Consider the following 2,215-nt stretch of genomic DNA (forward strand, 5'->3'; position numbering starts at 1 on the left):
ATAACGGATAGAAACTCGATTCCTTCCAGACGCGCATTGGTTTTTTCCCCAGCGGTAGCAAACTGGTTAAGACGTTGGGCCAGTACAGTGAGGCAGGCATCGGCGACTTCAGGCCCAAGTCGATCATTTATCTGTCGGAAATTTTGTATATAAGTCGCCACAACAACACATTGACCATATTTCTGCATTGTTGCAGTAAGCGTGCTACGTATGGTGTGAATATTGAATAAACCGGTCAATGCATCATGTCTGGCCTGCCATGTAACGACCTGTTCACGCTGTTTGACTTCTGTACCCATGGTTCTGAGAGCAGCAGCCAAATCGCGGATTTCGCTGCTGGCCTGACCGGGTTCCTGCCAGGCATCGTAATTCCCCTTGGCAAACTGGTTGGCGATACCAACAAGTTTGGCGAGCGGGGTGGTTAAGGTATGTGCAATGATGGTGCTGACAATGATAGATCCCAACATCACCAGTAAAACGATCAGTATTATGCGCGCTGACATATCATCATACTGCTGATAGATGGGTCTTAAGTCCGCTGATAACAAAATGCTGACTGGATTTATGCTTGTGGTCGCTGGCATAAAATCCGAATTGATAAATGTGGGTCTTTCCATCCAAAACCATTCTGTGTGTGCTGAATTTATCGTCTTTATAAATTCTGCATCATTGGGAATATTTTCCAGTGTGGAATAAACTGGAACTGAATGTTTAAGCAGGGTTATATCCAGACCGGTAAGTTGTTTGAGTTCATTAAGGGTTGTCTGATTCAGCTCAAATCCCACTAACGTATAAGCTATGGTTCTGGGAGCCATTATTGGCAAAAGGATTAACTCATAAACCCGGTTATCCAGCATTACAATATGTGCTGTTCCTGGTTTTTCCAGTAAATCTTTAACGACATAACTCAGTAGTGCTTCATCATAAATGGTCGAATGACTACTGGAGATGAGCCTACCGGATAAATCCGTTAACAACATTAAATCAGCATTAATTCGTGCACCATGATTCATTAATACACTGGCGATAGTGTCCTTGTCGCCGGAGGTTACTGCTTGTTTAAAACCAAAGTCGGCCGTCAGTACTCGTGCCGAATTTACCAGATTGTTTTCTGATGAACGGATGTATTGACGCAGAATATTCTCAGCCTTGATGGTATTTTGCCGAATTTGCTGCTGATTAAACTGGTTGGCAGACCACCACGAAATAGACTGAATGACCATTGTGGTCGCCAGGACAAGTGAAAGCGCAAATAGTAGAATTTGCGTGCGTAATTTAGTGATGCCCAGGCGCACCAAAGGTATCCTTAAAAGACTCACGCGGAGAAGGGGGGGCAATATTCAACTGAACTATGTGCTCACCATTATCATTTTTTTCAAGCTGATCAATTTCAAAATACTGACGGCTTTCGGCACCATCAGTTGTATAGGGATGCCAGACACTTATCCGGGGATTCTGCACAGTTGAGCTAAATTTTGCGTGACCTTGGTCAGATGACGACACAACCGTTTGGTGTTGTGCGATATAAATATAGCCAATCATTGAGTCGTGAATATTGCAGCCCACCACAACTACACCAGGCTTTTCAAATTGAATTGGCTTTTCCGGTTTGTCGGCATAGAGCCTGAGTTCAAACGTTTTTGCTTCTGAGAATGAATAGACATGATGTCGTATGTTGTCACTATTAGGAAAATCTACCGATTGACCTTGTTGAATAACAATTTGTTCAGGGACAAACATCTTATCTATCTGATCGATAACATTGATTGAATCTACTTGACCAAAGCTTTCGGGCGAACTCAATACCTCAATTACGGCACTGGAAACAGCCTGTTGTTGTTGATCAACTATTTTCAAAGTAATGGACTCTGCTCTGGCTGTTAATGCCTGACTTAATGCGGCGAGGCCTATACTCACAATTAATAGGTTTGTGAATTTCAAAATTGTATTCCGAATGTTAGTCTTTATCGTAAGGTGTAACTCAGGTTACACCAGTCCCTGTTCCATCATCGCATCCGCAACTTTACGAAATCCCGCAATATTTGCTCCTAGCATAAGATTGCAGGGGTGATGAAATTCAATGGCAGTCTCTGCACAGCGTTGATAGATATCTTTCATGATAATTTGCAAACGTTGATCCACATCAGCAAATGACCATTGCATCATACTGGCATTCTGCGCCATTTCGAGTTGACTGGTGGCTACACCGCCGGCT

The 2,215-nt window shown here is 43.2% G+C and carries 2 protein-coding genes and 1 pseudogene; all 3 read right to left on the reverse strand.

Annotated elements, in window-relative coordinates:
• Positions 1-1,223: sensor domain-containing diguanylate cyclase (locus B3182_RS15125; RefSeq protein ID WP_292753393.1), on the reverse strand; the 1,223-nt coding region annotated here is incomplete at its 3' end.
• Between the two features lie 52 nt (positions 1,224-1,275).
• Complete coding sequence (locus tag B3182_RS15130; RefSeq protein ID WP_292399507.1) at positions 1,276-1,941, reverse strand: methylamine utilization protein; 666 nt, start codon at positions 1,939-1,941, stop codon at positions 1,276-1,278.
• Positions 1,942-1,986: 45 nt separating this feature from the next.
• Positions 1,987-2,215 (reverse strand): annotated as a pseudogene (locus B3182_RS15135) (NADP-specific glutamate dehydrogenase); the annotation flags it as partial.

Origin of the sequence: Methylophaga sp. UBA4204 (genome assembly GCF_002379485.1) — a bacterium.
Taxonomy (GTDB): Bacteria; Pseudomonadota; Gammaproteobacteria; order Nitrosococcales; family Methylophagaceae; genus Methylophaga.